A 24,598-nucleotide genomic window follows, 5' to 3' on the forward strand; every position below is an offset into this window, starting at 1 on the left:
AAGTTTCTTGGCATGTAGATATTGAAATAGTATAAAAAAACAGTAACCCAAATACTAATGACTAAATATTTCCATATTCTCTTCATTACTAAACTCCTTACTTCGCTGTTTGAACGCCAAAGCTATCAATTTTGAGTTTGTGGATATTGAAGCTGAATCCTCAAAAAAAGAATTGATTCAGAATCATAGTTTTTTCTGTTTTTTCTTCACTAGTCATTTCCTAAGGATTGATTATTAGCGACTTCTTCTAAATCGAATTCATTAGATAATAAAAATTATCCAATTCAATTTCAGATGCCAATTTTTCAGTTTTTTTTGTAATTTTAACATCCTCAAGATTATCGAAGGACGTTTCTTCTGCTTTTTCAAGTGATGTTACATCTGTAATTTCTTTATTTATCTCATGAGTCGACTTAGATTTCGCAGAACTTGGACCAATAGAACTAATGATCAGTACAAGTGCAGTTAAAATGAACATAAACTTGGCTAGTTTCATAATCGATCATCCTTTCTCTACAATTTAATAGTTTTCCAAATCCATAATAAACTAAATCTATAGCTTACAAATTCCAGATATGAGATCATGTGTGTCAATGTTGACATACCAAGAGGGCCTGGACATAGTTGGTATTACCGGCACATTTGACGGCTTTTAGAATCCACTTCTATGCGCTTTTAATAAAGAAAAATACTAAAACACCTTTTAAAAGCAAATATGAAGCTGAGAGCCCTAGCCTAACCAGGGTGAAGACTTTTTGAAAGATTTTCTCAAATTCCAACTGAACCATTCGTAGAGAACAGCCCTTTTTAGATATAGAAAGAGAGACTATCGAAGACAAAATCTATCTTTTTCTGATTTACAAAAAACTAGTATCATATTACTATTAAGCAAACAGAATATTAATTTTAAGGGGAATTATGTTAAAAAATTATCAATATTATCAAAACAAACACCGATTTATACTGAAGGCATTCATGGCAATGATATCCTTTTTACTATTGGTTGGGATTTCTGTATCACCTATAAGTTGGAAAGATAATCCTTACGAGATGACATTACAGGTCATTTTAATATCGGGGATGATAATTTCTCTGTTATTTTTCTTAAAAACAGAAGTCAATTTCTATAAAACCCTATTCATTTTCTTAATTACTGTTTATTCATATAGCAAATTCTGGATATTCCCAGACACTGCAATCATGCTGGCTTTATTTGCTCTAGCACCCTTGATCCCCATTTTTCTCTTTGATAAAATCGGATTTTATATTGTCGCCACTTTAAATATCATATTAGGTCCTGCTTCCATTTTGACCATATCGCAAACGGACCTTCAATACACTTATGAATATGTCGCTTTGGATGGTTTCGGCAATACGCTTAATTTCATAGCTATACAAATCATATTGGTATTCGTGTTCATAGGAACCAATAATAGGATGGAATCGACTAATGCATTCCATAAGGAAATTCAGCAGGCCAAGCAATTGAACTCAGTCGGACAGCTCGCTGCCACCATTGCACATGAGATACGGAATCCCATTACAGTCGTAAAAGGGTTTGCCCAGTTATTAGATCAAGAGAAGGAACTTAATGAAACGGAAAAGTTTTATGTACAGACCATGCTTACAGAACTTGAATATACACAAGTGATCATCAATGACTATTTGTCTTTGGCAAAACCGCAAACGGATAATATACAGGTCATTCCTTTAAATTATGAAATCCAAAAGATTTCCGATCTATTAACCAGTTTCGCCAATAATCGCAACATAGGCTTTATCCTGGATTTCCGTGACGACCTACATATAAATATGAATCCCATCGAGCTTAAACAAATACTGGTCAATATCATGAAAAATGGAATTGAGTCAATGAACAACCCTGGATTCATCAAGGTGGAAACAGAGCAGGAACGCACTATGGCAAAAATACGAATAACGGATACAGGAATAGGTCTTTCCAAAGACCAGCTTGAAATACTCGGCACTCCATTTTATTCGCTTAAGGATAGGGGAACTGGTATCGGCCTGACCGTTTGTTATTCCATCGTTCAAAAATACAAAGGGAAAATCGTGGTGCAGAGCGAATTGAACAAAGGAACATCTTTCACCATTTATTTGCCCTTATTTAAAGAAATAGAATAAAAACACCTTTCAAACAAGAAAAAGGATGACCTTCCATCACCGGGCGGTCATCCTTTTAAATTAGGCTTTAAAACTATCTTGCCATTTCAGCAAATGGTTTTCTAAAAAGCGGACAAACGAGTCGGAGATTTTACCAGCGAGGGCAAAAATGATGATGCCTACGAATACGACGTCCGTTTGCATGAATGAACGGGCATCCTGGATCATGAAGCCCACCCCTCTATCCGCACCCAGCAATTCAGCGACGACTAAGCACATCCAAGCCGCACTTAAGGCTAAACGGATACCAAGTAATATGTTTGGTAAAGCTGCCGGAATCATGAGCTTCGTTATTTGTTCCCGACGGCTGAACTCTAAGATCAGGGCAACATCGTATAGTTTTTTATCCACATTCCGAAGGCCCAAAAATGTTTGTAAATATAGAGGAAAAAAAGCACCTAATGCAATAAGCAGCACTTTTGATAGTTCACCAAATCCGAACCACATAATGAATAAAGGGGTAATCGCAAGTAAAGGAACTGTTCGTAACATTTGAATGCTTGGGTTTAGATATTCTTCGGATTTTTTTTGCATGCCCACGATGACACCCATCATTAAGCCTAAAAAACCACCTAATGCAAAACCAAGAAGAGCCCGCGTTAAACTGATTTGTAAATGCATGCCCATTTCCCCTGACTTGACGAGATCAATGAAAGTTGTGACGATCAATAAAGGTGATGAGAATAATTGGGCAGGCAGGATTCCTGTTGAACCTAGTGATTGCCATGCAATCAACACGACAACGGGAAGGACCGAACCCCGCATTGCTGATTTGGCAATCTTGGATTGTTTTGTCGTTTCCCTCATGACAAGCGGCTTGTTTTGAGCAACGGTCTGTGTAGACATTTTAATCATCCTTCCTTTTTAAAAAAATTCATCTAAATGCTCCAATCTTCCCTTTCTTCAGGAAGATGATCCAGTTGGGTTAATATGACGGACCTGAATTCCTGAAATGCTTTGCTTGTTCGTGTTCTTGGATATGGTAAATCGATTGGAACGATAGCTTTAATTCGTCCTGGCTTTGCATCCATGACGACCACCTTCCTCGATAAAAAGATGGATTCATCAATATCATGGGTGACAAGCACCATCGTTGTCTTATTCCTCACCCATATTTCAAGTAAAGCCTCTTGAAGATGCGTTCGAGTGAAAGCATCCAAGGCGCCGAATGGCTCATCAAGCAATAAAACTTCAGGGTTACGCAATAAGGCTCTGGCAATGGCAACACGCTGAGACATTCCACCTGATAATTGACGTGGATATGCCCTTTCAAATCCGTTTAGTTTAACAAGGGAAATCAAATCATCCACCCTTTTTCGAATGTCCGGTTTCTTTAATGGAAGGTTACCTGCAATATTCTTCTCCACGTTTAGCCATGGAAATAAGCGATGCTCCTGGAAAATGAAACCTCGGTCTTTAGAAGGGCCGCTAACCGGATGAACTCCTGCGATGATCGAGCCTTCAAAGTCTAAATCAAGCCCTGCGATCAACTTTAATAATGTGCTTTTCCCGCAGCCGCTTGGACCAATGATGGTAACGAACTCACCATTGTTGACGGTCAGATTTAACTTATCCAAAACATGGACACTTTCATTATCATTTTTAAATGTTTTGCTTACGTGATTAATTTCCAACGTCGCTACCAATATCCTCACCCTTTCTCGAATAAAAAAATAGAGATTCAGCAAAAAGGCACCTATGGTCCCTTTGCTGAATCTCTAGTTAACTAGTCGATTCAATATTTCATTTTATATTAACTTATCGATTATTTATAATCAACATCTAATACCAATTTATTTTATCGGATTAATAACAATAATAATTGACAGATTATTCTGATAGCTGTTAAGATGCATTCATACACCACTCCGCTTCACAAAGGAGCCAATTAAATAACGGTCATGTGAATCAACTGGACTACCGGAGATTCAATGAAGAGTAACCCTGCATACTCTTCGTTGAATCTCTTTTTGTCATTAATCTGACTATCCAGAGGTGTAAGTGTAATAAAGAGGGAGGGAATTCATGAAAAAGTATCTTAACCATTTAACCGCAGTACTACTTGCCATCATTAGCATCGCTGTATTAACAGGCTGTAATTCCGATGCCGGCAAAGCTTCTGGGAAAAGTGATCCACTTAAAGTGCATATTGCCTTAAATGGCAAGATGGGGCCATTGGTCATTGCAAAGGAAAAGGGATTGTTCAACGAAGAGTTTTCTAAACTGGATGCCCAAATCGAGTGGAGTGAATTCCCGAGTGGTCCCCCGCTTTTGGAATCCCTTGCTTCCAATCGGGTTGACCTGTCCTTTTTAGGGGATGGTGCACTGATCGCCGGCATTGATAAGAATCTGCCATTCGAAGTGATTGCACAAACAGGTCGAGGTGAGTCATCTGTACGGATCCTGGCTCAAGCAGAAGGTAACATAAAGCAGATTGAAGACTTAAAGGGAAAAACGGTCGGTGTTGCCTCGGGGACAACCGGTCATGTGTATTTAATCAAGGCATTGAAAGCACATGGTTTAACGACTGATGATATTAAACTCATCAATTTACAACCAGATGATGCTCAAGCCGCTTTTGAAACCAAACAATTGGACGCCTGGGCGATATGGAACCCTTATTACCTTAATAATATTGAAAAAGGGAATGCTGTCGCACTTAAAGTAAAAGGAAAAATATTAGCTCCTGGTGCAATCATTGCACGTACGGGGTTTGCCGAAGAGCATCCTGAAATTGTAGAGGCCTATTTAAAGGTTTATAAAAAAGCTGCTGACTGGCAAATTGAAAATCCGGATGAAGCATCTGAAATTTATTCTAAAGAAACTAAATTGCCTGTAGGAACAGTCAAGACAATAATAACGGCCGAAGAACCAAATATCTTCTATACCGAAGATGCCATCAAAGCACAACAAGAATCAATCGATACTCTAGCCGATGTGGGTTATATCAAGAAATCGTTTAATTTTAAAAACCAGATCCACAATGAATACATTGATGAAGCCTTTAAAAAATAAAAAAATATATCATACAGGAGGAGATCGATTATGACGGAAACTAAAACACAACAAATAAAAGTGGTACCCGTAGCAGGAAGGATTGGAGCGGAAATTCAAGGAGTCCAATTAAGCGGTGACTTGGATTTAGCTATTTTCAATGAAATCAAACAAGCGCTAAACGAGCATAAAGTCGTATTCTTCAAAGGTCAAAACCATTTGGACGATGCCAGTCAAGAAGCATTTGCCAAACTATTGGGTGAGCCTTATGTACATCCTACAGTACCGGTCAAAGACCATACAAACTATATTTTTGAACTGGATTCCGAACAAGGTGCTAAAGCAAACCATTGGCATACCGATGTCACTTTCGTTCCAGAAGTTCCAAAATACTCTGTTTTAAGGGGTGTAACCATCCCTAATGTTGGCGGGGATACAGTGTTTGCAAATACGAATGAAGCATATGAGGACCTGCCGGATGGATTGAAGAAATTAGCGGACGGACTATGGGCGATCCATACAAATGAATATGATTATGCTCAATTTAAACCAACCGAAAACATCGATGATGAGGTTAAAAGGAAATATCGGGATGTATTTGAATCGACAATTTATAAAACAAGGCATCCAGTCGTTCACGTTCACGCCGAAACCGGAAAAAAGCATTTGTTATTAGGTGGCTTTGCAGGAAGAGTGGAAGGATATACAACAAGTGAATCTGAAAGATTATTAAGTATCTTCGATTCATACGTTACCCGCTTAGAAAATACCGTGCGTTGGCAATGGAGTGAAGGGGACGTGGTCATCTGGGATAACTTAGCTACGCAGCATTACGCTATTGCCGATTACGGAAACCAGCACCGTGTCGTTCGCCGGGTCACAGTAGGAAAAGACGTTCCCGTAAACAGGGAGAACGAGTCCAGCAGTCTGGTTATTAAGAAATAAATCTCCTGGTATGGAGTTCCACTGCTTGTCTGACCATAAGCGAATACTTTAGTGGAATACCATCGAAAATACTTAAAAACCTCCTGAGTACTGGTTATTGCAGGAGGTTTAAGTGTTTTCCTTTTTGAACAGGTCTTGCCCACTCTTCCTTTGGCATTTTCAAAGTTCATCGTTCCCTGCAAATGTCCTCATTTAAAATTCACTTCGATGAATTCAATCTCTTCTGCCGTACTTAATGTTCCATGGGCTTTTCCCACGGTACCTTCTTTGTCTTCCCAAAAGAAGTTATGATCCTGAACGATCGTACTAAAATTAAAATCTTTCCATCTGGCAGCAATGCCTAGCAATCTATCTCTATGCTTAAAATCACTTGTATTGATTATATTATAAACTTCTTCAATAATCTTAGGGGACATTGGTATAGCTCCCCATTTATCTTGCGATCGAACCTTTTGATGAGTCATTTTATGCATGACATCCATGACTTCCATTTCGGTCGATTCTTCATCAAGTCCTGTCACAAATTCAATCCCATCATATATCGCTGTTTTCGATTCAAGCTCATCCGCTTTAGCTTTTGCTTCCCTTTGGGCTTTGATTTTTACATCCTCTCTTTCCCTTTCAATTTGTTCCTTGGTTTCCCTTGCTTCGATTACCAGCTGGGCTTTTTCGTACTCATTTGCGTTTTCCATGATTTTAAAGGAAGCAATTCCTAACCCGGATAATGCAACAACAGAGATTCCACTTATAAGTAAAACCTTTTGCTTTTTTTTCATAAAGACTTCCCCCAAGATATTGATATGTTAGATAATACTTATTTTAACATACCATCTGGATGGACTATCCAGAAAAGGAATATGTTCAAATTCCTCCGGCTCATCCATATTCAAAACAATTTTTGTAGTTTCGGATTTTCACAATCACCTCAAAATATTGTACTATTAAAAAATAATGGTTCGTTTTTTGGAGGGAGTCTTGAGTGAAGAAATTCAGTATCGCTGCGACAAGTATTCTTGTAATTCTAGTCGTTACATATGGAGTGGCAGGAAACTTTTTTTACAATATCGCCTTAAACCCGAATAAGGAAAAAGACTTTTTAAGCAATAACCCCCATCTTGCCCAATCTGAAGCCGTTTCTGTTGAAGTCGCTGAATCCAGTAAATTGGCTGATGCGGAATTTGCCAAAGAGCATCAACCGGATGAGATGGGCATTGTTTCTTCAGACCAACTAAAACTAAGTGCTAAACTTTATGAAAATAATAACCAAGACCATAAATGGGCTATTGTCGTTCACGGTTATACCGGCAATAATACACAAATGATTCGGTGGATACGCAATTTTCACGAAAATGGATACAATGTGTTGGCACCCGATCTTCGCGGACATGGAAAAAGCGAAGGAGAATACATTGGAATGGGCTGGGACGATCGGAAAGATATGCTTTTATGGATCAAGCAAATTACCGACAAAGATCCACAGGCAGACATTGCATTATTCGGGATATCCATGGGAGGGGCAACCGTCATGATGACCTCTGGGGAAAAGCTGCCTACCAATGTTAAAGTTATCGTAGAGGATTGCGGTTATTCATCAGTAATGGACGTATTCACCTATCAACTTGATGATTTGTTTGGATTGCCAAAATTCCCAGTAATGAATGCAGCCAACACGGTGACCCAGCTCCGTGCAGGCTATGATTTAAATGAAGCATCAGCTGTCAAACAAGTGCTCAAAAGTAAAACACCAATGTTATTCATCCATGGGGAAGATGATACATTCGTCCCTTATTCCATGCTGGATGACGTATACAATGCAGCGAACGTAGACAAAGATAAATTGATAATACCGGGGGCCGGGCATGGTGAAGCTGAACTAGTGGATCCGGAAAAGTATTGGAACAAAGTATGGGGTTTTGTGGATAAATATATGGAGTAATGTTGAATTATCATGAAAGAGGGTAAAAAAAAGAAACTGCCGATATACTAATATCGATAGTTTCTTTTCGTTTTCATTTAGCTTATTTTTTGCTTTTAGATGACGCTTTTATCCAGTTAATTAACCTGAAGGATTATTTCATCGATTATACCGTATTCCTTCGCCTCACTTGCGCTTAAGAAGTAATCACGATCTGTATCCTTCGCCACCTTTTCGATAGGCTGCCCAGTTCTTTCCGAGATGATCTGATTGATATGATCCTTTAGCTTCAAAATCCTTCGGGCAGAAATTTCAATTTCCGTTGCTTGCCCCCTTGCCCCACCAAGCGGTTGATGAAGCATGATTTCACTATTTGGCAATGCGCACCTTTTCCCTTTGGTACCTGCCAATAAAAGCATGGCACCGAATGATGCAGCCATCCCCGTACATACAGTCCGGATATCAGGCTTAATATAATGCATCGTATCATAAATGGCGAAACCGGCACTAGTCGATCCCCCCGGACTATTTATGAAGATGGTAATTTCTTTATCAGGTGCATCTGCTGCCAAGAATAACAATTGAGCAACCACACTATTGGCTAAATGATCGGTGACCTCTTCCCCAATCATGATGATTCGGTCCTTTAGAAGTCTGGAATAAATATCGTATGAGCGTTCACCCTTACTGGATTGCTCAATTACATATGGAATGGTAGTCATATCTTCTTCCTCCTAACAATATTATTGGCTATGCAGCCATTGAGAGTGTGTTTGAAGGAGTGAAGCATGCTTTTGAATGTATCGAACGATTCATCAGTTTAGGAATCATCGATTCACTGTTCAGGGATTTGAAAGATGGAATGCTTCTAATGAGGATATCAGGATCTTGGGCTTTTAAAGCCTCTGTCATCAGGGACATGAGCCTCTGTTCCTCATCGTCTTGCCAATCTTCCACGCAGGACAACTTACGCTCTTCAACGCCATTGTCAAAACGCTTTTTCACACGGTTCAAGATGGCCTTTACCGCCGTTTCCGTCGTGTTCAGATAATCTGAGATTTCTTTGGAGCGATAGAGGAATCCTTCCTTTAATATGAACACTACAGCTTGTTTCGGGGTAAGGGATTTTATAATATATTCAACCGTTTCAAAGGCATTTTCCCCAATTGATCCCTGCTGCTCGGTATCCAGCAGATCTTCTAAAGATTCCTTTTTTCTTTTTCGAATCGTATCAATCCAGGAATGGCGGGCTATCGTCTTCAATAAAGCCGATGTTATCTCCGTTTTCTTCCCATAGCCCTGCATTGCCTTCAATATCGTTTCCTGTGCCAAATCATCCCCATCCCAATTATTTTGAGTCAGGAATCGGCAAAAACGAAGCAATTCAGGATAGACTTCACGCAAAACCTTGCCGTTATCCTTCCCTTCAGAAATATCTTCCCTCAACTTATTTATCATTTTTCTCACTCCTTCAACACCCTCTATCCTATAAACGTTTCAGAAAGAGAAAAAGATATGGGGGTGAAATTTTTTTCCTTATTCTCCATATTCTATTCCATTTTTTCCATTAGATTTCCTTTCATACTAAAAACCTGTTTGGTTATGATCCAAACAGGCTAATTTCAAGGTTCTGTATGCAACAAATAGACTTTTCCTCAGCCAACCCCGATTCGTCACAAATCATTTCAGCGAGACCCTTATTTTCTAAAACACTTAAAACCCTCCGTGCATTCCGCTCCGTTCCATTAAGCCAACCAGACAAATCTTTGGATGTGACGTCCCTGATGTCCTTGTTGTGAATCCTGAATTCCCATAGGAACTTAGCTTCTATTCCAAGTGTTCAATGCATTCAACCGTGTATTCACTGGGTTCCATCACGTCGGATTCAATACCGACCCAACTGGAGTTGCGACTCTCATTAGCCCTATCTTTACAATAGTTCACTAAAGAACCGGCAGGCATCTCTTCTGATTCTTGATCGCTCATCTCTTCAAAATTCACTGATCGCTCGTAATGCCGTTCGCTGTTAGATATCCTTTCATTCTCCAGGTCTGCGAACATGAACATGCAGTAAAAGACCGCAATCATAATTGCCATTGTAATCAACCTTGACTTTGCAGGCATTAACTTATTTTTCAATATGGCTAAAAATCTCTTCATGGTGGTTTCCCCAATCCTAAAAGCATAATAAATATCAAAAAACCATTCTTTTGGAATGACCCTAACCGTTTTCTTTTGATTGACCTATCCAAATATCCAATAATAACACTAGTTTAGAAAAATATTACTATTGATTCATTATATCAAGTTTCAGGAGTTTTGATAGCTATCCACACTTAAAATTCAGCCTTAATACGAATAGACAATGCCATTCATGACTATATCGAAGAACTCTATACCATCTTCATTAAATCTAGGGAATGCTCTATGAATAATGAAGTTTGCACTTACCTAAAAACGCGGCCCTTTCCTTAAGAGGAGACCGCGTTTTTTTCATCTCAATTCGTCCCGATATCTTAACCTCCCCCTACACCACCGAATACATTGCCATCAATATACTCCTCACATTGACTTCCATCCTTTTTCAGTGTTACTCTTAAATTAATAAAAAAGTATACATTCAAAACACTGATTCCATTAGCGTGAAATAAGGGTGATCACATTTGCCAAAAGAACATTTAATTGACGTCCAACCAATCAGATCATTGGAAAAATTAGATGATATGAAATGGTCATTGAAAAGACATTGCAGCGAGAGAGACTACATATTGTTCTTGTTAGGCATCAATACCGGCATGCGTGTGTCTGATCTATTATCGTTGAAGATAAAGGATATTAAAGGCAAGATGGAGGTCACCATCAAGGAAGGCAAAACAAAGAAACCAAGAATCATACAGCTTAATACTGTATGCAATGAATTGGCCGCCTATATAGCCACCATTGATGGTGAATGGCTATTCCCCTCACGCAAGGGCGATAAGCCTATAAGTAAGATACAAGCCTACAGGCAACTTAATAAAGCAGCAGACATGGTAGACATCGAGAACGTCGGTACCCATACCATGCGGAAAACATTCGGGTACTGGTTCTATAAACGAAGTAAGGACCTTACTGATTTACAAATGATCCTTAACCATTCACACCCTGAAATTACACTTAAGTACATTGGGATTGCTAATGAAGGAACAGATGACAGCTTAAATGACTTTGTACTATGGGAGGACGGAAGAAATGTCACTGACTGAATACAATGCAAAATATGAATATATCATTCGCAGCAATATTTCCGACAGACAGAAGGCATTGAAATTAGCTGATTTAATGACAGATATGGAAGGCCAGCTAAGAAATGAAATCGGGGAACATCGAAATAAAGAGGTAAATGCTTTATATAAAAAAGTATCTCTTTTCTCCAACTTGTTATAATCAGCTTAAGACCTTGCCCTTATGTGCAGAGGTCTTTTTTTTGCCGTGAAAGTATATGCTTTGTTTCTGTAAGGATCTAGACTGAATCTCACTGAAAAATGCCACTGTTCCAATCGCATCTGGCAGGCATTTTCCTTTCCTGAAATCCTGAAAGACCCCTACATAACGAAAAAGCTCTATTCCAAGCTTCATTCTCTCTCTTCTCAGACTCTCATAAGCCGTATGATAACGAAACAATCTTTAACTCCAGACACTTTCGTATAAAAATAAATTGATTAATATCATCCGACTCATCGGTAATAGTGTCAATGTTTACAGATTAAACATACTTAAGGAATACTTTTTCGCCATCATTTCCAAGATTTTTATCCCGGCAACGCTATTCCCCTTCTCATCCAGCGCTGCACCATAAATCCCAATTCCACATTTTCCCGGTACGGCCCCCATGATTCCTCCTGACACACCGCTTTTAGCCGGTATGCCAACATTAATGGCAAATTCACCTGATGCGTTATACATGCCGCAAGTAACCATGAATGTCTTACAAATACGGGCAACGTCCCCGGGGATGATTTGCTTTCCCGTCAGCAAATCTTTCCCATTCATGGCCAGCACACAGCCTATCCTCGCCAAATCCTGACTGTCCATTTCAATGGCACACTGCTTCGAATACAACTCGATTAAGTCCTCCACATCCCCATTTATTACATTATGCTGCTTTAAAAAATAGCTTAACGACCTATTTAAATCTGCTGTATTGTATTCTGACCGGGCAACTTCTTCATTAAACCCGATAGTAGGATTTTGCGTCAACTCCCGGATAAAATGTAAAATACGCTGAAATCGCTCATTTACACTGTCACCTGCAACCATGTGGGTTACAGTCAATGCTCCTGCATTGATCATCGGGTTTAACGGCTTGGATGGCTTGTTTGTCTCTAACTTGGCAATCGAATTAAATGGGTCGCCGGTGGGTTCTTTTCCTATATAGGAAAAGACATATTCCTCCCCTTTTTCCATTAATACCAGAGCAAGTGTCAAAACTTTCGATATGCTTTGCAGGGTCATTTTACCACTTACATCCCCCGCACAATATCCTTTTCCGTCAGGATAGTAAATAGCAACCGATAAATCCCCAGGGTTAGCCTTTTCAAGAGCCGGTATATAGTCTGCCACTGTTCCCTTATTTGTATATTTTTTTGCCTCATAAACCAGTTGCTGTAATTCTTCATTGGACCTGCATTGACATCCCTTATTGTTCACAATTTGCCGCCCCTTAGAAAATTTGTCATGTGTAGTGTTCTTAGCTAGTGGTTTTATTATTTATTACCATATTTTATCGATATTATTTATAAAACTACGAAGCAGGTAAGGTTACAAGAGCTGCTTTCCTTGGCCTTAGATTTCTTAAATAACTTTCTCTAAATTTTCAAATGCTTTCTTCATCTATCATTTTCGTTTACTGATTTTAATTCATCCTTTGTAAGGTCACAACGTCTTACCATACTTCCCTAATCTAGAGGCACACGGTTCTGAATTACTTTTGTCGTGTTAAAGACAAAGAAAAAGACATATAAACGGCAACGGTCAAGCCGTAAGACGGGTAAGCTAACTCCTTTTAAAGAATCAGGAGAAACTTCACTTTTCTTAAAAGAAGATTTAATTGAAAAAAAGAAGGAAATAAAAGCACTCAGACGGAAATATAGACTATACGGATATTATCGCATAAGCTTTCATATGTATTTCACACTTGATGGAAAGTAGGAAAAGCCATGGAAAAAGCGAAGAGTTTACAAGAAATCTATAACGCCAACCGGCCAGAAAATAATGAACTTTTCCAATCGATACAACAGCATCTACAATTGAAGCATCCAGACAAACGAATGACAGCAACGAGAACCTTGCAGATAATTGTGGCTGATAGTGTTTCATCTGGAGAGCTACGTAATGTGGAAGCCCGACTTCTTCACAGTTACTAAGGATTTGCTGTATCATAAGCTCTTTGAAATTACCGAACACAGAAAGGATCTCATCAATGAAAGAATTTATAAAGAAATCTAAAACATTCGACTTTATCGTGTCACTTGTGGCACTGGCTTTTTTCTCGATTTTTAAAAAAAGACAGCTCAAAATCGAGTTGTCTTTTTTAGTATTTATGCTCCTCTAAATATTTTATTTATCGGTATTCTTCTTTACTCATGCCTTGCCAAACTTTTGGCCCATGGTCGACCATTCCCATTTGTAAAATAAAGTAATTGGAAGGAAGTAATAACATGTATCTCTTCTATCCAACTTGTTATGATCGAGCCTGAGACCCTTTCCTTCAGGTCGTTTTTTGTATGTAGCCGAGCAATCGAACTTGAATCAACATGTCCCATGTAATTTGATTCACTTCGTAAACTCAGCAACATACATTTGCTTACTTCGTACTCATCGGTGAAATGTTTTTTACCTTTGGTAATGTCGCCTATTTTCTATTTACCCAATTTGAGTACAGATGTACTTTCATCTAGTGAGTAAAATTGCTCAAAAGATAAAGATTGACAACATTTTAATCGTGACTCATACTTATAGTGACTTAAATGACAGAATATTGAGAATAACGGAGGGATAATTATGAATAAGATTTTCGTTCCTAACGCAATCGCTACTTTAACAAGACTTTTCTACAGTTCAACTACACTGAATGAGTATTTAGCGATGAGGACCGCTCAATTCTACATTGAAGACCTGAAGTTACTACAAGACGTGGAAGCTGTTGCTCTGGCAATTGAAAATCAAAATGCTTTCGCATTAATGTCTAAATTTAAATTATTTGATTATAAGGCTGCTGAAGAAATTGAAATTGCACTTTCCTCTGCTGGCTATACGGAAGCAGAGCTAACTGCTATGAATATTGAAATCTGAAATCATTGTTTTCGGAACGAATGGTAGAGCTAGTGCTCTTTGACCCATTCGTTTTTTTTTCGTAAGAGCAACGGTTCTTTAAACTATATCTTTTATGACTCTCTGCAATATCTGTGGCAAATAAATTTACATTCACCATTGGATCATTTTTATGTTTTTGATCTGTGGAGAAAATAAAAGAAACTCCTTATCACTCGCAGTCTTGAATTAATGGTCGTTACTTTTAATCCACTTTCCTGCATATTCATTGCACAACTACCACTATTCAAATTATTTGTACATATTTTATAGTGCTGATAAACACAAAAAAGCTTCACACAATTAAGTGTGAAGCTTAATGTAATAGCGATCCTTCGCTATTGGTGATACCGGTGGCCAGGGTCGAACCGGCACTCCAGAGGAACACGATTTTGAGTCGTGCGGAAAGTATCCACGTTAAATATATCCGTTAAAACGCCGTCACCATTGGCGTTAGATTGTTCGGCAAATCAGACGGATTCCACCGTCGCGTACGACTGTATCAGATTAACGATAGTATACTGGGAAATGTCGAAATATGCAAATGAGTGTCGTCGCACTATATAATAGAAGAAAGGCGACCAATTGAATTGCGGTCGCTTTTTCTACTTACACGGACGTATCGCCTGTTCATATAGTCAACAGTAGTCTCAGGATACTCTGTATTGGTTTCAATAAAAAATTATATTTCTATATATGGTTACTTAATAGTTTAAGATTATTTATTAATATTTTATGTTAATATCATAATGGTTAGCTTATCCATAAAAGGATGCAACTGAAATGAGTGAATAATCGAACTATGACTCGGAGGAACTTATCATGAATAAATTTAGATGGTCAATGGTTTCAATGATAGTTGCTGCAGCAGTTCTTGCAGTGGTAATAACAATACAGCAGAATGCTAAAAAGTATGAAGCAACGCATAATGAACCAAATACCGATATTGCTGTTATGGATGTTACGGGGAAAATTAAGAAAGATAAAGATTTGGAAGAACAAACTTCAGAAAATGAACAAGTTCTATATGAACTAGGTCTTGGCCCAGCTTCAACTGCAGAAGACGTTATGAAAACTATGCATAGTATGACTCATCAAAAAGTAGTTTCTGAAGAAAAATGGTACAACCTTGAGATGACTCCTAAAAACATCAATGCAGTTTATGAATTTATTAAAGACAGCGACATCGGCTTCACACTTAAAAGAGAATTGCTGAGAATCGCAGGAAACTGGAAAGAAGGAAACTTCGACAATATAGTGGAGGACCACAATTACCTTTGGGGTGCTCAAAATGGAAATGTTGGTAAAGCTACCGGAGTTCTTACTCCTGAACAAGAAGCAGAATTTGTAAAAGAAAACTTTCAATAGTCATTAAAAATCGAGCCCATCGAGTATTTTATTAATCAAAACAATAGGGACTATTTTCGCCAACCCCCAAAGTAAAAATTTGATTCGCGGATTTTTAGTACAGCTAAATAGATGAACACAAAGAAGAGGACGGCCAATGACGGCTGTCCTCTTTTTTATTTAGCTCTTAGAGTAGTGCAAAGCTACTCTTAAAAAAACTGTGTCATTTACCTATGTGGAACATAACTTAAATGTAAGTAACCCCTTAAAACTTATTAGGAGTAATTGGCTCCTTTTATTGGCGATTGTGGGGATTTTTGGCCGGGGTTTTTTATTAAAAATGACTATACCTATTCAAGGTAAGCAATATTGCAAGAAAATGTATTACAAAAAAACCTTGAACATAAGTTTTAATTTGAACTTTTCTAACATTGTCGAATGAGGGGAGCAATTGTATGAATAACACCTATTCAAAGTCAGAACAAAATGAAACAAAGTCAGAACAAAATGAACAATCGCCAATAAGTCCTAGTCTCAGACTTGGGCTAACAGCTGCTATTCTTACCACTATTGCAGACGGTCTTGCAACATTAGCAATTTTAACTTCTATGGATGAGGCAATCATTGATTCAGAAAAAGAAAAACAAGATCAAAAAGAATTAGATGAGAAGCTTGAAAAAATGCAACAGCAAATTGACAAATTAACAAATGTATTAACAAAAAGAGAGGTGAGAACAAAGTAAATTATCATTGTGTATATTCTTCTTCAAATGTAAAAATTACGACAGTTCAACACAGCCAAAATTTCCTTGATTTAAACTGCGTAGTTACTTCAATAAGAAAAGGCTTAACTCTTTAATCAAGTTAAGCCTAACGAAACTGTATAAGTATAGCCCCCAATAAAAATTCATTCTATTTCATTAATGTACTCAGCTTCAATTTCTTCAAAGAGGAAACCTATTGTTGAATCGTGTCCTAAGAAGGTTAAAATTTTTTTCCGTGAATCTAAAAAAAATCATTGAAGAAACGAATCAAGATAGAAATTTACCATATTAAATCTTTTATGGGCATCCAGTAATGGGTTATTTTTGTTTTGTTGAAATTAAGAACATTATCCATAGTAACTATAATACGGATCGTAATAACCATATCCACTATAATATGGATAATAAACGAAACCATTCAAATGATAGTGTGGGATTTGTGTCGGACCAAGTTCACTTAAGAATCCAATAATAGCATGACGCTGAGGTCTTCTTACATTTATATTATACATTTGAGCAACTCCTTTTTATTTAGATTGTTCTGTTTATGATATGCCCTTTTCAAAAAAAATGTATAGACACCCCTAAACTTAGATAAGTTTTGTTGAAATAATGTAACATTTTGGTATAATTTCAAACTTTCCAGTAATTTATGATTAGTCTGTAGTTAATTTGGGAGGTGTTGAAAATGGGATTTATGTTAGAAATGCTTGATTATCACTCCAAAGAAACACTATTCATAGCGTGTAACTCTGACCAAGATATGATTGAACAAGTGATTGCAGAATATGCTAAAACTGATCCACGTATGTTAAGTATGACGTGTGGAAAATGGATGGTACAGTAACGTATAGGGTCTATTTGAAGGCATTCAAAAAGGTGAGCTTAAAGGGATGAACTTTTTAGGAGCGATTTGAAAAAGTCGTTCTTCTTATGCCACTATCCTGCCCGTTAGTGGCATAAGAAATCAAGATTACTCCTTTACTCGGCCTTTTTATAACAAAACCATAAGTAAAACAGACAATGGATTATTAACCTAATGTTACTAGAAAGGGCAGCATTCGTGTAATAAATGAAGTGAAAAAGGACAAGTTTGTGAAGAGATACACTTAAACTAACGGGTGCGTTAGTTCATTAAGGATGTACTAGAGAAGACCACTTATAGGTGGTCTTTTTTATTTGTTCAAAAATCAACATTAATCTTTAACAAAGCCTTTAAAAAAATTCCGCAACTGTTAAGCCGCCAGTGATTAAAGTGTTAACCTTGCTTGCTCCCTCCTTTCATTCCATTCTGGTAAAGGCATCCAGAGAGCATTTGTAACGAGTTATTAAATCGAATTATCGATTGCCTTCACCACATAGAAGCAGCAAGGATACTCATTACTAACAACTTAACAACTACTTACTAACGAGTTATCACTTCCCCCCCTATCCTGGATAGCAAGTTTAAAAAGTTCATCGTAAAACAGATTGTTAAATTTCTTGTCTAAGATTCCATAGAAATAACCGAAAGCATCCCGTACCCTTGAACGTTTCATTTTTCCGATTAGCTGCTTAAAGCTAACAATAGCAACGTCTAATACTTGATCCGCATTCTGTTCACAGCTATTCCGCCAAGCTGCTATTTGTACCCTGTTCCAGTATGATTCAATTGTATTAGCATCGTCAAAGAAACACTTTGCAAGGTTCTTGAATGTTTTAGGAACAGATTCATTTGTAAATGTTGAATCAATCTGCTCAATACGTTTATTTATATCATGGTTGTTAGTTTTAGAAAGAATAGTAGTTTTTATTGCTCCTTCAGTATTCTCAGGATTAACTACTTCATTTAAATACGATTCTTTTATTTCCTCTTCTTTTGAAGGATAAGGCAAGAATGTATATACGTTGTGGCCCTGAAAGTTACCACGCTTTGTATTTTGAATTTTAACTATTCCCAGTTTCTTTGCTTTGCGTAACATTCGTTCAAACGTGCTTCTTGAAATGCCGATAGTGTCCTTATGAGTAGCGGCTACTATTGTTTGTATCTTAGCATTCGATACACCAGCAAACTTGCAAGCATAGCGAATAAGACGTTTCAAAGCGACTAGTTCCGACTTGGTAAACTGGTCTTTAATATCGATCATCCATTGTTCTATATGATTATTAAAATCTTTTGTATCACGAAATTTTGATAAATGCTTAAAATCTTCAATTCTTCCTGACTTCATGCCTATTCTCTCCTTATAAGAACGTTTGAACAGATTGAAAGGCACAGAGAAATAAGCATGGGATGTTTGATTTTTTACGAAAAATCCCATACAATTACAATAGGTTGAGGCTTATTGCATTCTCTGTGCAATTTGCAACAGGCTGCCGGTATGTCGAGTACCAGCAGTCTTTTTTTTTGTTTAATTATTGATTCTTTATCACCTTTTTATTTAGATTCTCAATTGGTGAAAATTCTTTATGTTTTTTACAACGTCATCAGAAAACAAATTAACATAATGCTTAACCATTTCCATTGAGGTATGTCCTAAAACTGCCTGTAGTTCAAATATGCCAGCTCCACCCTCTACAGATAAACGAGCGAAAGTATGCCTGAATTTGTGACATGTTGCTCTCACATTAAAAGCCCGTCCATATTTTAATATTTGTGATTGCATCTGTCTTTTCGTTAATGGATCATTGTCTATATTTACAAACAGATAATCGTGTTCCAACAATCCTCTAATTGTAAGGAATCGTTGAAGTTGATTTTTCATCTTGTCTTGAATTGGTACAAAACGTTGTTTATATCCTTTAGTGTTTTGAATCAATAATCTGGATCTTGAAAAATCAATGTCTTTGATATTAATTCCTATACATTCAGATGCCCTTATACCTGTTTCAAGCAGTAGCATCATGATTGTTAAGTCTCTGATGCCAGTAAATTTCTTTTGATTAGGTTGTTTAAAGAGAAGGTTAAGTTCATCGTTTGTATATGTAGGAACAGCGTACTTCCTATCCTTAAGTAATTTTACTTCACTCATAGGATTTTGTTTTTTCGTTATTAGCCGTTCCCTAACAAGGAAATTGAAGAATGCTCTTATCGCTCTTAATCGCGTATTTATGGTTACTGTTTTACAGTTTTTCCTTTTCATATAACGAATGACATTTTGTTTTATATGATCTGATACTAAGCCTTTTAGATTGACCTCAATATCTTGTTCTCTAAGGATTTTATAGAAAACTGCCAACTCATTTTTATAATATTGGATGGTTTGTGAACGACAATTCCTTATTTCACAGTCATCAAGGAAGCGTTCTAGAGCGGTTTTGAAGTCTATTGCATCAGACTTTCTATTCACATGGATTTTAGCAATTTCAACAGGGGTTAAATCGTTGGTACGCCTCATCAAATATTGATTCTCCTTTGACAGGTCGCACGATTATATGAATCAGATTATTTCGGAGAAAATCGTATGTAGACAACGAAAAAAGGACTCCTACATTTTCTGTAAGAATCCTTTTAACTCAACGTTCATTAACGTTTTTCATGATACCGGTGGCCGGGGTCGAACCGGCACTCCAGAGGAACACGATTTTGAGTCGTGCGCGTCTGCCAATTCCGCCACACCGGCATGTATGTTGGAGGCGGCAACCGGAATCGAACCGGTGGTAAAGGTTTTGCAGACCTCTGCCTTACCGCTTGGCTATGCCGCCAACGTTTTTGGAGCGAAAGACGGGATTCGAACCCGCGACCCCAACCTTGGCAAGGTTGTATTCTACCACTGAACTACTTTCGCATATGGCTGGGCTAGAAGGGATCGAACCTTCGCATGACGGAATCAAAATCCGTTGCCTTACCGCTTGGCTATAGCCCATTAACGTTGTATTCATTATACCATGATTTAATAAAAAATGGGGCGACTGATGGGAATCGAACCCACGAATGCCTGAACCACAATCAGGTGCGTTAACCACTTCGCCACAACCGCCATTATAGGATTTAAATTGGCAGGGGTAGTAGGACTCGAACCCACACTGGAGGTTTTGGAGACCTCTGTTCTACCTTTAAACTATACCCCTGTTAGAAAGATGGTGGAGGGGGGCAGATTCGAACTGCCGAACCCGAAGGAGCGGATTTACAGTCCGCCGCGTTTAGCCACTTCGCTACCCCTCCGCATATGGATGAAACATGGTGCCGGCAAGAGGACTTGAACCCCCAACCTACTGATTACAAGTCAGTTGCTCTACCAGTTGAGCTACACCGGCACTACTATGGTGGCTCAGGACGGAATCGAACCGCCGACACAAGGATTTTCAGTCCTTTGCTCTACCGACTGAGCTACTGAGCCAAACAATAAAAATGGCGGTCCCGACGGGAATCGAACCCGCGATCTCCTGCGTGACAGGCAGGCATGTTAACCGCTACACCACGGGACCATAGATTGCGGGGACAGGATTTGAACCTGCGACCTTCGGGTTATGAGCCCGACGAGCTACCGGACTGCTCCACCCCGCGACGTTAATAATGTTGCTATTATGCATCAGATTTTCGTGTTGAACGTTTCAATGCAGAAACAATCTGATCTTTATTGAAAATGGTGGAGGATGACGGGATCGAACCGCCGACCCTCTGCTTGTAAGGCAGATGCTCTCCCAGCTGAGCTAATCCTCCAATATGTTATCTAAATGGTGACCCGTACGGGATTCGAACCCGTGTTACCGCCGTGAAAGGGCGGTGTCTTAACCGCTTGACCAACGGGCCAGGTATAAAATGGCGGAGAGCAAGGGATTTGAACCCTTGAGACAGGGTTACCCGTCTACACGATTTCCAATCGTGCTCCTTCGGCCACTCGGACAGCTCTCCAATAATGGCTCCGCAGGTAGGACTCGAACCTACGACCGTTCGGTTAACAGCCGAATGCTCTACCACTGAGCTACTGCGGAACAATATAAGCTTGGCGACGTCCTACTCTCACAGGGGGAAACCCCCAACTACCATCGGCGCTGAAGAGCTTAACTGCCGTGTTCGGAATGGGAACGGGTGTGACCTCTTCGCTATCGTCACCAAACAATGTTAACATTTTTTCAAGACATATATTATTATAACATCTTTTCGAAAAAATGCAAGAAGAAATTTTCATTCCTTCAAAACTAGATAATAAGAAGGTATTTCATTTTTTAAAAAGCGTTGGTTAAGTCCTCGATCTATTAGTATCAGTCAGCTCCACATGTCGCCACGCTTCCACCTCTGACCTATCAACCTGATCATCTTTCAGGGATCTTACTAGCTTGCGCCATGGGAAATCTCATCTTGAGGGGGGCTTCATGCTTAGATGCTTTCAGCACTTATCCCGTCCGCACGTAGCTACCCAGCTATGCCTTTGGCAAGACAACTGGTACACCAGCGGTGCGTCCATCCCGGTCCTCTCGTACTAAGGACAGCTCCTCTCAAATTTCCTGCGCCCGCGACGGATAGGGACCGAACTGTCTCACGACGTTCTGAACCCAGCTCGCGTACCGCTTTAATGGGCGAACAGCCCAACCCTTGGGACCGACTACAGCCCCAGGATGCGATGAGCCGACATCGAGGTGCCAAACCTCCCCGTCGATGTGGACTCTTGGGGGAGATAAGCCTGTTATCCCCGGGGTAGCTTTTATCCGTTGAGCGATGGCCCTTCCATGCGGAACCACCGGATCACTAAGCCCGACTTTCGTCCCTGCTCGACTTGTAGGTCTCGCAGTCAAGCTCCCTTGTGCCTTTACACTCTACGAATGATTTCCAACCATTCTGAGGGAACCTTTGGGCGCCTCCGTTACTCTTTAGGAGGCGACCGCCCCAGTCAAACTGCCCACCTGACACTGTCTCCCACCCCGATAAGGGGCGCGGGTTAGAATTTCAATACAGCCAGGGTAGTATCCCACCAACGCCTCCACCGAAGCTAGCGCTCCGGCTTCTCAGGCTCCTACCTATCCTGTACAAGCTGTACCAAAATTCAATATCAGGCTGCAGTAAAGCTCCACGGGGTCTTTCCGTCCTGTCGCGGGTAACCTGCATCTTCACAGGTACTATAATTTCACCGAGTCTCTCGTTGAGACAGTGCCCAGATCGTTACACCTTTCGTGCGGGTCGGAACTTACCCGACAAGGAATTTCGCTACCTTAGGACCGTTATAGTTACGGCCGCCGTTTACTGGGGCTTCGGTTCAAAGCTTCGCTTGCGCTAACCTCTCCCCTTAACCTTCCAGCACCGGGCAGGTGTCAGCCCCTATACTTCGCCTTGCGGCTTCGCAGAGACCTGTGTTTTTGCTAAACAGTCGCCTGGGCCTATTCACTGCGGCTTTTCCGGGCTATTCACCCTAAAAAGCACCCCTTCTCCCGAAGTTACGGGGTCATTTTGCCGAGTTCCTTAACGAGAGTTCTCTCGCACACCTTAGGATTCTCTCCTCGCCTACCTGTGTCGGTTTGCGGTACGGGCACCTTACATCTCACTAGAGGCTTTTCTTGGCAGCGTGGAATCAGGAACTTCGGTACTATATTTCCCTCGCCATCACAGCTCCGCCTTAATGGAAACGGGATTTGCCTCGTTTCCGGCCTAACTGCTTGGACGCGCATATCCAACAGCGCGCTTACCCTATCCTTCTGCGTCCCCCCATCGTTCAAACGATGTATAGGTGGTACAGGAATATCAACCTGTTGTCCATCGCCTACGCCTTTCGGCCTCGGCTTAGGTCCCGACTAACCCTGAGCGGACGAGCCTTCCTCAGGAAACCTTAGGCATTCGGTGGAAGGGATTCTCACCCTTCTTTCGCTACTCATACCGGCATTCTCACTTCTAAGCGCTCCACCAGTCCTTCCGGTCTGACTTCAACGCCCTTAGAACGCTCTCCTACCATCGACACCTAATGGTGTCAATCCACAGCTTCGGTGATACGTTTAGCCCCGGTACATTTTCGGCGCGGAGTCACTCGACCAGTGAGCTATTACGCACTCTTTAAATGGTGGCTGCTTCTGAGCCAACATCCTGGTTGTCTAAGCAACTCCACATCCTTTTCCACTTAACGTATACTTTGGGACCTTAGCTGGTGGTCTGGGCTGTTTCCCTTTCGACTACGGATCTTATCACTCGCAGTCTGACTCCCAAGAATAAGTATTTGGCATTCGGAGTTTGACTGAATTCGGTAACCCGTTGGGGGCCCCTAGTCCAATCAGTGCTCTACCTCCAATACTCTCATCTTGAGGCTAGCCCTAAAGCTATTTCGGAGAGAACCAGCTATCTCCAGGTTCGATTGGAATTTCTCCGCTACCCACACCTCATCCCCGCACTTTTCAACGTGCGTGGGTTCGGGCCTCCATTCAGTGTTACCTGAACTTCACCCTGGACATGGGTAGATCACCTGGTTTCGGGTCTACGACCTCATACTCATTCGCCCTATTCAGACTCGCTTTCGCTGCGGCTCCGTCTTATCAACTTAACCTCGCATGAAATCGTAACTCGCCGGTTCATTCTACAAAAGGCACGCCATTACCCATTAACGGGCTTTGACTACTTGTAGGCACACGGTTTCAGGATCTATTTCACTCCCCTTCCGGGGTGCTTTTCACCTTTCCCTCACGGTACTGGTTCACTATCGGTCACTAGGGAGTATTTAGCCTTGGGAGATGGTCCTCCCTGCTTCCGACGGGATTTCTCGTGTCCCGCCGTACTCAGGATCCACTCAGGAGGGAACGAAGTTTCAACTACAGGGTTTTTACCTTCTTTGACGGACCTTTCCAGATCACTTCATTTACCCCGTTCCTTTGTAACTCCATGTTGAGTGTCCTACAACCCCAAGAGGCAAGCCTCTTGGTTTGGGCTAATTCCGTTTCGCTCGCCGCTACTCAGGAAATCGCATTTGCTTTCTCTTCCTCCGGGTACTTAGATGTTTCAGTTCCCCGGGTCTGCCTTCAGTACCCTATGTATTCAGGTAAAGATACTGTTCCATTACGAACAGTGGGTTTCCCCATTCGGAAATCTCCGGATCAAAGCTTACTTACAGCTCCCCGAAGCATATCGGTGTTAGTCCCGTCCTTCATCGGCTCCTAGTGCCAAGGCATCCACCGTGCGCCCTTTCTAACTTAACCGTTAAAA

The 24,598-nt window shown here is 40.1% G+C and carries 21 protein-coding genes, 15 tRNA genes, 2 rRNA genes and 1 pseudogene; 11 read left to right on the plus strand and 28 right to left on the minus strand.

The window, feature by feature from the left end:
• Positions 1–247: 247 nt before the first annotated feature.
• On the minus strand, positions 248–496 hold the full coding sequence (locus tag QUF86_RS01535) for a hypothetical protein (protein ID WP_289333414.1): 249 nt from the start codon (positions 494–496) through the stop codon (positions 248–250).
• Positions 497–918: 422 nt separating this feature from the next.
• Between QUF86_RS01535 and QUF86_RS01540 the strand changes: the two genes are divergently transcribed.
• Positions 919–2,145, plus strand: a complete 1,227-nt coding sequence (locus QUF86_RS01540; protein WP_289333415.1) for an ATP-binding protein — start codon at positions 919–921, stop codon at positions 2,143–2,145.
• A 60-nt stretch (positions 2,146–2,205) separates the two neighbouring features.
• On the opposite strand, the gene QUF86_RS01545 is transcribed toward QUF86_RS01540, so the two are convergent.
• Positions 2,206–3,030: an ABC transporter permease gene (locus QUF86_RS01545; RefSeq protein ID WP_483313904.1), complete on the minus strand. Its 825-nt coding sequence runs from the start codon at positions 3,028–3,030 to the stop codon at positions 2,206–2,208.
• A gap of 32 nt (positions 3,031–3,062) precedes the next feature.
• Complete coding sequence (locus tag QUF86_RS01550) at positions 3,063–3,833, minus strand: ABC transporter ATP-binding protein (protein ID WP_430102281.1); 771 nt, start codon at positions 3,831–3,833, stop codon at positions 3,063–3,065.
• 376 nt (positions 3,834–4,209) lie between these two features.
• Between QUF86_RS01550 and QUF86_RS01555 the strand changes: the two genes are divergently transcribed.
• Together QUF86_RS01555 and QUF86_RS01560 are read left to right on the plus strand one after the other, a co-directional pair.
• The gene (locus QUF86_RS01555) at positions 4,210–5,199 is read left to right on the plus strand and encodes an ABC transporter substrate-binding protein (protein ID WP_289317872.1); all 990 of its coding nucleotides are present in this window, start codon (positions 4,210–4,212) and stop codon (positions 5,197–5,199) included.
• Between the two features lie 30 nt (positions 5,200–5,229).
• On the plus strand, positions 5,230–6,123 hold the full coding sequence (locus tag QUF86_RS01560; protein ID WP_289333417.1) for a TauD/TfdA dioxygenase family protein: 894 nt from the start codon (positions 5,230–5,232) through the stop codon (positions 6,121–6,123).
• A 188-nt stretch (positions 6,124–6,311) separates the two neighbouring features.
• Here the strand turns inward: QUF86_RS01560 and QUF86_RS01565 are convergent, their stop codons facing one another.
• Positions 6,312–6,899: a DUF6241 domain-containing protein gene (locus QUF86_RS01565; protein WP_289333418.1), complete on the minus strand. Its 588-nt coding sequence runs from the start codon at positions 6,897–6,899 to the stop codon at positions 6,312–6,314.
• Between the two features lie 203 nt (positions 6,900–7,102).
• Between QUF86_RS01565 and QUF86_RS01570 the strand changes: the two genes are divergently transcribed.
• Entirely contained in the window at positions 7,103–8,059 is a 957-nt protein-coding gene (locus tag QUF86_RS01570; RefSeq protein WP_289333419.1) for an alpha/beta hydrolase, read from the plus strand.
• Between the two features lie 116 nt (positions 8,060–8,175).
• Here QUF86_RS01570 and clpP read toward each other — a convergent pair whose 3' ends face one another.
• The 3 genes from clpP to QUF86_RS01585 form a co-directional block, all read right to left on the minus strand.
• Complete coding sequence (clpP, locus tag QUF86_RS01575; protein ID WP_289317876.1) at positions 8,176–8,760, minus strand: ATP-dependent Clp endopeptidase proteolytic subunit ClpP; 585 nt, start codon at positions 8,758–8,760, stop codon at positions 8,176–8,178.
• A gap of 28 nt (positions 8,761–8,788) precedes the next feature.
• Positions 8,789–9,496: a sigma-70 family RNA polymerase sigma factor gene (locus QUF86_RS01580; protein ID WP_289333420.1), complete on the minus strand. Its 708-nt coding sequence runs from the start codon at positions 9,494–9,496 to the stop codon at positions 8,789–8,791.
• Positions 9,497–9,865: 369 nt separating this feature from the next.
• Complete coding sequence (locus QUF86_RS01585; protein WP_289317878.1) at positions 9,866–10,198, minus strand: hypothetical protein; 333 nt, start codon at positions 10,196–10,198, stop codon at positions 9,866–9,868.
• 563 nt (positions 10,199–10,761) lie between these two features.
• On the opposite strand from QUF86_RS01585, the gene QUF86_RS01590 reads away from it, so the two are divergent.
• Entirely contained in the window at positions 10,762–11,283 is a 522-nt protein-coding gene (locus tag QUF86_RS01590; protein ID WP_289318480.1) for a tyrosine-type recombinase/integrase, read from the plus strand.
• Positions 11,270–11,464: a hypothetical protein gene (locus QUF86_RS01595; RefSeq protein WP_063235353.1), complete on the plus strand. Its 195-nt coding sequence runs from the start codon at positions 11,270–11,272 to the stop codon at positions 11,462–11,464. Before QUF86_RS01590 ends, QUF86_RS01595 begins: the two co-directional genes overlap by 14 nt.
• A gap of 312 nt (positions 11,465–11,776) precedes the next feature.
• Here the strand turns inward: QUF86_RS01595 and glsA are convergent, their stop codons facing one another.
• Positions 11,777–12,727 (minus strand): glutaminase A, encoded by a 951-nt coding sequence (gene glsA, locus QUF86_RS01600; RefSeq protein WP_289333421.1) that lies wholly within the window; start codon positions 12,725–12,727, stop codon positions 11,777–11,779.
• A 273-nt stretch (positions 12,728–13,000) separates the two neighbouring features.
• Here glsA and QUF86_RS28875 point away from each other — a divergent pair, with 273 nt between their 5' ends.
• Positions 13,001–13,228, plus strand: coding sequence for a hypothetical protein (locus QUF86_RS28875; protein WP_483313944.1), 228 nt, complete (start codon positions 13,001–13,003; stop codon positions 13,226–13,228).
• On the opposite strand, the gene QUF86_RS01605 is transcribed toward QUF86_RS28875, so the two are convergent.
• A complete protein-coding gene (locus QUF86_RS01605; RefSeq protein ID WP_289333422.1) occupies positions 13,172–13,483 on the minus strand; it encodes a hypothetical protein in 312 nt (103 codons plus the stop codon). The two genes, QUF86_RS28875 and QUF86_RS01605, sit on opposite strands and share 57 nt — an antisense overlap.
• A gap of 597 nt (positions 13,484–14,080) precedes the next feature.
• Here QUF86_RS01605 and QUF86_RS01610 point away from each other — a divergent pair.
• The 4 genes from QUF86_RS01610 (at position 14,081) to QUF86_RS01625 (ending at position 17,347) form a co-directional block, all read left to right on the plus strand.
• Positions 14,081–14,371, plus strand: coding sequence for a hypothetical protein (locus QUF86_RS01610; RefSeq protein WP_289317884.1), 291 nt, complete (start codon positions 14,081–14,083; stop codon positions 14,369–14,371).
• Between the two features lie 840 nt (positions 14,372–15,211).
• A complete protein-coding gene (locus QUF86_RS01615; protein WP_289333423.1) occupies positions 15,212–15,757 on the plus strand; it encodes a DUF6241 domain-containing protein in 546 nt (181 codons plus the stop codon).
• A 434-nt stretch (positions 15,758–16,191) separates the two neighbouring features.
• Positions 16,192–16,479 (plus strand): hypothetical protein, encoded by a 288-nt coding sequence (locus QUF86_RS01620; RefSeq protein ID WP_289333424.1) that lies wholly within the window; start codon positions 16,192–16,194, stop codon positions 16,477–16,479.
• A gap of 709 nt (positions 16,480–17,188) precedes the next feature.
• The gene (locus QUF86_RS01625; RefSeq protein WP_289333425.1) at positions 17,189–17,347 is read left to right on the plus strand and encodes a hypothetical protein; all 159 of its coding nucleotides are present in this window, start codon (positions 17,189–17,191) and stop codon (positions 17,345–17,347) included.
• 544 nt (positions 17,348–17,891) lie between these two features.
• Here the strand turns inward: QUF86_RS01625 and QUF86_RS01630 are convergent.
• The 19 genes and pseudogenes from QUF86_RS01630 to QUF86_RS01720 all read right to left on the minus strand — a co-directional run bounded on the left by QUF86_RS01630 (position 17,892) and on the right by QUF86_RS01720 (position 24,591).
• The gene (locus QUF86_RS01630; RefSeq protein WP_289333426.1) at positions 17,892–18,710 is read right to left on the minus strand and encodes a hypothetical protein; all 819 of its coding nucleotides are present in this window, start codon (positions 18,708–18,710) and stop codon (positions 17,892–17,894) included.
• Between the two features lie 184 nt (positions 18,711–18,894).
• A pseudogene (locus QUF86_RS01635) lies at positions 18,895–19,880 on the minus strand (tyrosine-type recombinase/integrase).
• 141 nt (positions 19,881–20,021) lie between these two features.
• Positions 20,022–20,102, minus strand: a tRNA-Leu gene (locus QUF86_RS01640).
• A gap of 8 nt (positions 20,103–20,110) precedes the next feature.
• Positions 20,111–20,184 (minus strand) — tRNA-Cys (locus tag QUF86_RS01645).
• 8 nt (positions 20,185–20,192) lie between these two features.
• Positions 20,193–20,267 (minus strand) — tRNA-Gly (locus tag QUF86_RS01650).
• Positions 20,268–20,270: 3 nt separating this feature from the next.
• Positions 20,271–20,345 (minus strand) — tRNA-Gln (locus QUF86_RS01655).
• Between the two features lie 38 nt (positions 20,346–20,383).
• Positions 20,384–20,459: transfer RNA gene (locus QUF86_RS01660), tRNA-His, on the minus strand.
• A gap of 17 nt (positions 20,460–20,476) precedes the next feature.
• Positions 20,477–20,550 (minus strand) — tRNA-Trp (locus QUF86_RS01665).
• A 10-nt stretch (positions 20,551–20,560) separates the two neighbouring features.
• Positions 20,561–20,644, minus strand: a tRNA-Tyr gene (locus tag QUF86_RS01670).
• A gap of 16 nt (positions 20,645–20,660) precedes the next feature.
• Positions 20,661–20,736: transfer RNA gene (locus QUF86_RS01675), tRNA-Thr, on the minus strand.
• A 7-nt stretch (positions 20,737–20,743) separates the two neighbouring features.
• A tRNA-Phe gene (locus tag QUF86_RS01680) sits at positions 20,744–20,819 on the minus strand.
• Between the two features lie 12 nt (positions 20,820–20,831).
• A tRNA-Asp gene (locus tag QUF86_RS01685) sits at positions 20,832–20,907 on the minus strand.
• Positions 20,908–20,912: 5 nt separating this feature from the next.
• Positions 20,913–20,986: transfer RNA gene (locus QUF86_RS01690), tRNA-Met, on the minus strand.
• Positions 20,987–21,066: 80 nt separating this feature from the next.
• Positions 21,067–21,142, minus strand: a tRNA-Val gene (locus tag QUF86_RS01695).
• Between the two features lie 15 nt (positions 21,143–21,157).
• Positions 21,158–21,232, minus strand: a tRNA-Glu gene (locus QUF86_RS01700).
• A gap of 10 nt (positions 21,233–21,242) precedes the next feature.
• Positions 21,243–21,334 (minus strand) — tRNA-Ser (locus QUF86_RS01705).
• 5 nt (positions 21,335–21,339) lie between these two features.
• A tRNA-Asn gene (locus tag QUF86_RS01710) sits at positions 21,340–21,414 on the minus strand.
• 9 nt (positions 21,415–21,423) lie between these two features.
• A 5S ribosomal RNA gene (gene rrf / locus QUF86_RS01715) occupies positions 21,424–21,539 on the minus strand.
• Between the two features lie 119 nt (positions 21,540–21,658).
• Positions 21,659–24,591 (minus strand): 23S ribosomal RNA (locus tag QUF86_RS01720).
• Between the last annotated feature and the right edge of the window lie 7 nt (positions 24,592–24,598).

The sequence above is a fragment of the Peribacillus sp. NJ11 genome (genome assembly GCF_030348405.1).
GTDB lineage: Bacteria > Bacillota > Bacilli > Bacillales > DSM-1321 > Peribacillus.